Origin of the sequence: Actinacidiphila oryziradicis (assembly GCF_005047355.1) — a bacterium.
GTDB classification, from domain to species: domain Bacteria; phylum Actinomycetota; class Actinomycetes; order Streptomycetales; family Streptomycetaceae; genus Actinacidiphila; species Actinacidiphila oryziradicis.
Genome location: NZ_SUMC01000230.1, coordinates 1 through 4988 on the forward strand (window position 1 = coordinate 1; position 4988 = coordinate 4988).

General features: G+C 66.1%; 9 protein-coding genes and 2 pseudogenes. 6 read left to right on the forward strand and 5 right to left on the reverse strand.

Going from position 1 to position 4988, the window contains the following annotated elements; genetic code table 11:
• Nucleotides 1-235 precede the first annotated feature (235 nt).
• On the forward strand, nt 236-883 hold the full coding sequence (locus FCI23_RS53935; protein WP_136731516.1) for a hypothetical protein: 648 nt from the start codon (nt 236-238) through the stop codon (nt 881-883).
• A gap of 225 nt (nt 884-1108) precedes the next feature.
• A complete protein-coding gene (locus FCI23_RS53940) occupies nt 1109-1321 on the forward strand; it encodes a hypothetical protein (RefSeq protein WP_136731517.1) in 213 nt (70 codons plus the stop codon).
• A 45-nt stretch (nt 1322-1366) separates the two neighbouring features.
• Here the strand turns inward: FCI23_RS53940 and FCI23_RS53945 are convergent, their stop codons facing one another.
• Together FCI23_RS53945 and FCI23_RS57920 are read right to left on the reverse strand one after the other, a co-directional pair.
• Nucleotides 1367-1567, reverse strand: a complete 201-nt coding sequence (locus tag FCI23_RS53945; RefSeq protein WP_136731518.1) for a recombinase — start codon at nt 1565-1567, stop codon at nt 1367-1369.
• A gap of 76 nt (nt 1568-1643) precedes the next feature.
• The gene (locus tag FCI23_RS57920) at nt 1644-1817 is read right to left on the reverse strand and encodes a hypothetical protein (RefSeq protein WP_169317463.1); all 174 of its coding nucleotides are present in this window, start codon (nt 1815-1817) and stop codon (nt 1644-1646) included.
• Here FCI23_RS57920 and FCI23_RS53950 point away from each other — a divergent pair.
• Both FCI23_RS53950 and FCI23_RS53955 read left to right on the forward strand, forming a co-directional pair.
• Nucleotides 1807-2022: pseudogene (locus FCI23_RS53950) on the forward strand (IS256 family transposase); the annotation flags it as partial. The gene FCI23_RS57920 and the pseudogene FCI23_RS53950 overlap by 11 nt on opposite strands.
• The gene (locus FCI23_RS53955) at nt 2019-2495 is read left to right on the forward strand and encodes a GNAT family N-acetyltransferase (protein ID WP_136731519.1); all 477 of its coding nucleotides are present in this window, start codon (nt 2019-2021) and stop codon (nt 2493-2495) included. The pseudogene FCI23_RS53950 and the gene FCI23_RS53955, both read left to right, overlap by 4 nt.
• A gap of 64 nt (nt 2496-2559) precedes the next feature.
• Here the strand turns inward: FCI23_RS53955 and FCI23_RS53960 are convergent.
• A pseudogene (locus FCI23_RS53960) lies at nt 2560-2742 on the reverse strand (FHA domain-containing protein); the annotation flags it as partial.
• A 22-nt stretch (nt 2743-2764) separates the two neighbouring features.
• Entirely contained in the window at nt 2765-3211 is a 447-nt protein-coding gene (locus FCI23_RS53965; protein WP_136731521.1) for a hypothetical protein, read from the reverse strand.
• Nucleotides 3212-3373: 162 nt separating this feature from the next.
• On the opposite strand from FCI23_RS53965, the gene FCI23_RS53970 reads away from it, so the two are divergent.
• Together FCI23_RS53970 and FCI23_RS53975 are read left to right on the forward strand one after the other, a co-directional pair.
• The gene (locus FCI23_RS53970; RefSeq protein WP_136731522.1) at nt 3374-3571 is read left to right on the forward strand and encodes a hypothetical protein; all 198 of its coding nucleotides are present in this window, start codon (nt 3374-3376) and stop codon (nt 3569-3571) included.
• 26 nt (nt 3572-3597) lie between these two features.
• Nucleotides 3598-3867: a hypothetical protein gene (locus FCI23_RS53975; RefSeq protein ID WP_136731523.1), complete on the forward strand. Its 270-nt coding sequence runs from the start codon at nt 3598-3600 to the stop codon at nt 3865-3867.
• Here FCI23_RS53975 and FCI23_RS53980 read toward each other — a convergent pair.
• Nucleotides 3828-4346, reverse strand: a complete 519-nt coding sequence (locus FCI23_RS53980; protein WP_136729908.1) for a SigE family RNA polymerase sigma factor — start codon at nt 4344-4346, stop codon at nt 3828-3830. The genes FCI23_RS53975 and FCI23_RS53980 overlap by 40 nt on opposite strands.
• Nucleotides 4347-4988: the final 642 nt, after the last annotated feature.

Below are 4988 nucleotides of genomic sequence, written 5' to 3' on the forward strand. Positions count from 1 at the left end.
GTCGCGACTGTTCACCAACTCCCGCAACTCAGCGGTCTGTTCCACAGAGAGCTCCATGCCAGAACCAACGAGCCCCATCGATCAAAGTAACGACTGCAGGATCACGAGACACTAGGAGTCGTATGGGTATTAGACGAGTTCATCGTTATGGCTCCCGCTCAGACGTTAGTTGATCACGGTCGTTCCGTGCGTGCGACGGGCGCTCCCGCCCGCAACTGTGCTGCAAGATGGGGTCATGAACGAGACCTCCTCGGTGCAACAGTTGTCGCAGGAGAAGACGATCGACCTTCTTCTCCAACGGTCAGGCCGGAACACCCGGACCGTTCCGATCCGCCGCGCCTTCGTGCAGAACCCGCTGAACAGCGGAGCCGGTCCGCTCGCGAAGCTGGTCCACCACAAGCAGGTCCGCGCGCTGGACCTGTTGCTCCTGGTCCACGCAGTGGCCAGCGCCGGCGACTTCTCCGTGACGGAGTGGTCCACAACGTGGGCCCGGACCCTCGGGAAGTATGACGACAGCTCCGGCCCGGCCGCCGTCTCCAGGGCATGGAAGACGCTGGGCAATCTGCAGCTGATCTCCCGGACCCGGGAGAACCGGAAGACCAAGATCACAAAGCTCAAGGAGGACGGCCTCGGCCTCCCCTATGCGCCGCCGCGCGGGGAAAAGTATTTCCAGGTCCCCTTCGAGTACTGGACCGGCGGGTTCAACAGGACGCTCACGCTGTCGGCCAAGGCGATGCTGCTGATAGCACTGAGCCAGCGAAAGTACCAGTTCGCTCTCCCGCAGGAACGGATGCCGGAGTGGTATGGGATATCGGCCGATGTCGCGGGAAAGGGATTGCAGGAGCTTCGGCGCAAGAACGTTCTGATCGTCACCGGTGAATAGTGGTTCGATACTTTGCAGACACGATCCGGCCGGGGGAAGCGCCCGCTCTATGCGTTGTTCCCCCCGTTTGTGCCGCGCGGCCTGCCGTTGCCTGGGATTTCGGAGATTTCTTCGCTGCCATAAGGCGCGGAGATAGAAATGCCGCACCGTGCCCTCTTGGTTGGGCCCAGCGGTCACGGTGCGGCATAACCGTCAGCTCTCGCTGACTGAAAGGAGATGATTCCTATGAGGATCATCAAGACCCATGATGCCGGATCCCCGTTCCGTCCGCCCCGGTGGGGGGTGCGGGCTGTGTTGGTCATCATTGTGGCGGGGGCGGTCGTGTCGGTGACGCCGCCGCAGGGATCGATGGATCTCGCGGTGGTCCTGGCGAGTGCGATCCTGACCGGCACGACGGAGGGGCTCGTGATGCTCTCCTGGCAGCGCCGGGGCGTCTGATCCTGTGGGGCGGGCGGTTCGCCGCCCGCCCCTTGGCAGCAAGGGTCATGCCAAGGGGGTGAACCTCGGCATGCCCAGGTCGACGGTCGCGGGCTGGTGGACAAGCCGTCGGGCTTCGGTCCGCTTCTGGTCAAGCAGCGACAGGGTCAAGTCGATGCCCTCGATCTCACCGAGCCACCCTTCGTGCTTTGCGCGGTCGCGCCGGTCGTGGAGATCTCGTTCGATCTCGTCCAGCCGATCCAGCATGTCGGGGTTGATACGGAGGACCGGACAGCGGATGCCCCGTTGACTGAACGAAGCACGGAGATCCGTAGAGGCGGCCTCAGGTGCCGAGCTCGATCTTGCGGGTGTCGAAGTGTTCTTCGAAGGCGTCCCATTCATCGGGAGTGAACGGCGGCAGATAACCACATCCACCACGCAGATCACCGGAGTTCACAGCTTCCTGCACGACATGAAGGACGCCCTCCGGGCGACTCCAGATAACGATCGAGTCCACGTTCTCCACCGTCCGGCTGCGGACCAAGGTCACCCGTGGCGCCGGCTCCCGCACCGCCGCCCTGGCCATGGTCTTCAAGCTCATCGAGTCCGCCCAGGCCCGCTGGCGGGCCGTGAACGCACCCCATCTCGTTGCCCTCGTCCGCGCCGGAGCCCGTTTCGAACGCGGCCATCTCGTCGAGCGGCCCCAGGAGCGGCCGGCATGACCGCCATCGGCCTGCGGCCGGCCACGACCGCGGACAGCGAGTACTGCTTCCAGCTGCACAGAGCCGCCATGGGTGCCTACATCACGCAGATCTGGGGCTGGGACGAACACGTCCAACGCGACTTCCACACAGGCGCGTTCAGCCCCGGCCGCTGGCAGATCATCACGGCCGACGGCTCGGAGGTCGGCATGCTCCACGTCGAGCACCGGCCAACGGAGATCTACCTGGCGCGGATCGAGCTCCACCCCGACCATCAGGAACGCGGCATCGGCAGCCACCTCATGCGCACCCTCCTGCACCAGGCCCGCCAGCAGGACCGGGACCTCACCTTGGACGTCCTCGTCGTCAACCAGCGAGCCCAGGCCCTCTACCGGCGGCTGGGCCTGCACGAAGTCACTCGTCACGGCGAGAATGACATCAAGATCAGGATGTCCACCAAGCAGCCTCTGTCTGGCCCGATCCACGGATCTTGACAATGACTCCCCTCGAGGGCTTGCCGCCGCGACAGGTCCCATCTTCCTACGGGCGGCAAGAACGGCGCGGTCCGCTGGCGGGATTGCCGAAGCGGATGACGCTGCCCGGCCCGACGCCCCTCGTACGGACTCGGCACCTGTCGGCGTAGGTGCCGTTCTTGCTGTCCTCGTCCTCGATGGTCCAGTGACCGGCCTCGGCGTGCAGCACTGCATGGTGCCAGGAGACCCGGGCATCGTCGATGACGATGTATCTCACTGCGGTGATTGGATCAGCGCACGTGGATGGTCCTGGCCGGCGTGGTGATGGACGCGTAGGGGTGGCCGCCGCGCGGACCGTCGACGTCGTAGAGCACGCCGCGGAACTGCACGACGCCGCGGTGGCAGGCCTTGATCTTCACGTCCACCGTGGCGTCCTTGGCCGCCATTTCCACGATCCGGCCGCATGCGACGGTGTGCCACGCGCCGTGCGTCCCCGCGCGTTCCTGCGCGCAGAACTTCGCGTACTGCACCGCGTCGCTGTCGCCGTGCCCCTTGATATGGACGGTGTGGCCGACCCGGACAGTGCCCGGCGACGCGGTCAGATCGGCGCTGCCCTTGGCGAACGCTGGCGTCACTGCCAGCACGACTGCGGCCGCACCCAGTGCGCCCACTGCGGCAGCCCTGGCCCCCTGGCGCCGGAAGCCGGCTTTCTCGGCACGGCCGATTCCACGATTCATCTCGTTGTCCTCCCTCTCGTCCGGTCCGAATTCCCGGCCTCGTTGCAGCCCCATGTCTCTTGCCGGTGGCTGTACTTGGGCTGGAGCGCTGTCACACCTCAAGACTGGATTCCCGCACGGCATGTTGCGTGCCAACCATCGCTTTTCGGTAAAAGGTGCGCGGTGGCGGGCGTTCTGCGCGAAAGGTCTGCCGGCCTTGCAGCCCAGGCGTCTGCCGCGCCGGCCGCCGAGGTCGACGAGCGCGGCCGTGCCCCCGCGGTCGTGGTCGACGAGTCGTGCCTCATCGACCACCATGAGCTGCACGCAATCCGCATGCTCACCCACTACGACAGGGATTCCACGACGCCGTTCGCCTGCTGATCGGGCAGCCCACCCTGCGTAAGCGGATGAAGCACGGCGTCCTGGCGGCCCTGGACCAGCGGATCTCGATCAGCTACCAGATGCCCACCATGACGAAGGAGGAGATCGCCAGCTACATCAAGCACCACCTGACCATCGTCAGACGATCCGGTCCGCTGTTCTGCGACGACGCCGTCGACCTCGATATCCGCGCGGCGCGGCGTACGGCCGGCTTGAAACGCCCCGCCACCCGGAGCGTAGGCGACGGCGCCTCCGCCTACCAGGAAGACTCGAGGCTGCGGCGCTCCAGCTCCTGACGGAGCCGGGCGAGTGCCCGGTGCAGCGTGCTCTTGACCGTTCCGGGCGCCATGCCGAGGGCGGTGGCCGTCTCTTGCGTGGACATCTGCTCCCAGTGCCGTAATACGACGACGCTGCGCTGCTGGGGTGCCAGCGTCTTCATGAGGTCCATCAGCAACTGGCGGTCGGCGTGCTGCTCGGTGGGGTCCTCGATGCTCGTGTCCGGTAGCTGCTCGGTGGGGAGCTCCTGCAGCTTCCTGGCCCGCCACCACTCGGTGCGGGTGTTGATCATGACGCGGCGCAGGTAGGCGTCGGCGAGCTGCTTGTCCGCTATGCGCTCCCAATGGCGGTACGTGCGTGCGAGCGCGGTCTGCAGCAGGTCCTGGGCGTCGAGCGGGTCGGGGACCAGGCGCCGTGCGCTGCGCAGCAGAGTGTCCTGTCGTGTGCGGACGTACTCCTCGAAGTCCAGCACTTCATCGGGGTTTTTGTGCGGATTCATGGGGTGGATTCCTTTCCTCTGTGGGCGTGTGTGTTCAGGACGTGCCGTGGGGGCTGGCGGGGGGACGACGCCGGGCGGGCCGATCACGGTGCGCAGATGGTCGAGGTGCTGGAACGTGGCAGTTGGACAGCACCTCGACCATCGCCGTAACCGGGCCCCACTTGCCCCGCTGGGTCAGGTCGACGAGAACACGACCGCCAGCCGCATCGAGGATGAGGACCTGGTCCTCGACGTCTGGTCAGGCCTGGCGGGTGCTGGCCCGCCACGCGCGGGACCGGGCTGCCGCCGGCGGTCCCGCCACGGTCCATGCGACCATCTGGACCGTCGCCCCTGACCTCCCGGATGAACTGCGCCACCCCCGAGGCTTTGGCGGCTCACTCGGCAGCCATCAGGTGACAGCGGCTACCCGGAGTTGCTCCAGATATCCACGGACGGGGTTATACGCAGTCAGTGCCAGGGTCAGCCAGCACGGTAGGCCGTGACGTACGTCGTGTGCGCCTTGCCCACCGAGGTGAGGACGAACCGGAACCTGTCAACGTGATCAAGGCAGGTAGATCGTTCTATCCCTGTGTCGGGATCGTTTGATCGTCCGGTCTGGGCTCGTCGGGCTTGTTGATCCAGGCCGTCTCGGGGAGCTTCGGC

Excerpts from the sequence above, each read along its gene's own strand:
- FCI23_RS53935 (WP_136731516.1), top strand. The coding sequence starts at position 236 with ATGAACGAGACCTCCTCGGTGCAACAGTTGTCGCAGGAGAAGACGATC.
- FCI23_RS53940 (WP_136731517.1), top strand. The coding sequence starts at position 1,109 with ATGAGGATCATCAAGACCCATGATGCCGGATCCCCGTTCCGTCCGCCC.
- FCI23_RS53945 (WP_136731518.1), bottom strand. The coding sequence starts at position 1,567 with ATGCTGGATCGGCTGGACGAGATCGAACGAGATCTCCACGACCGGCGC.
- FCI23_RS53955 (WP_136731519.1), top strand. The coding sequence starts at position 2,019 with ATGACCGCCATCGGCCTGCGGCCGGCCACGACCGCGGACAGCGAGTAC.
- FCI23_RS53965 (WP_136731521.1), bottom strand. The coding sequence starts at position 3,211 with ATGAATCGTGGAATCGGCCGTGCCGAGAAAGCCGGCTTCCGGCGCCAG.
- FCI23_RS53975 (WP_136731523.1), top strand. The coding sequence starts at position 3,598 with ATGAAGCACGGCGTCCTGGCGGCCCTGGACCAGCGGATCTCGATCAGC.
- FCI23_RS53980 (WP_136729908.1), bottom strand. The coding sequence starts at position 4,346 with ATGAATCCGCACAAAAACCCCGATGAAGTGCTGGACTTCGAGGAGTAC.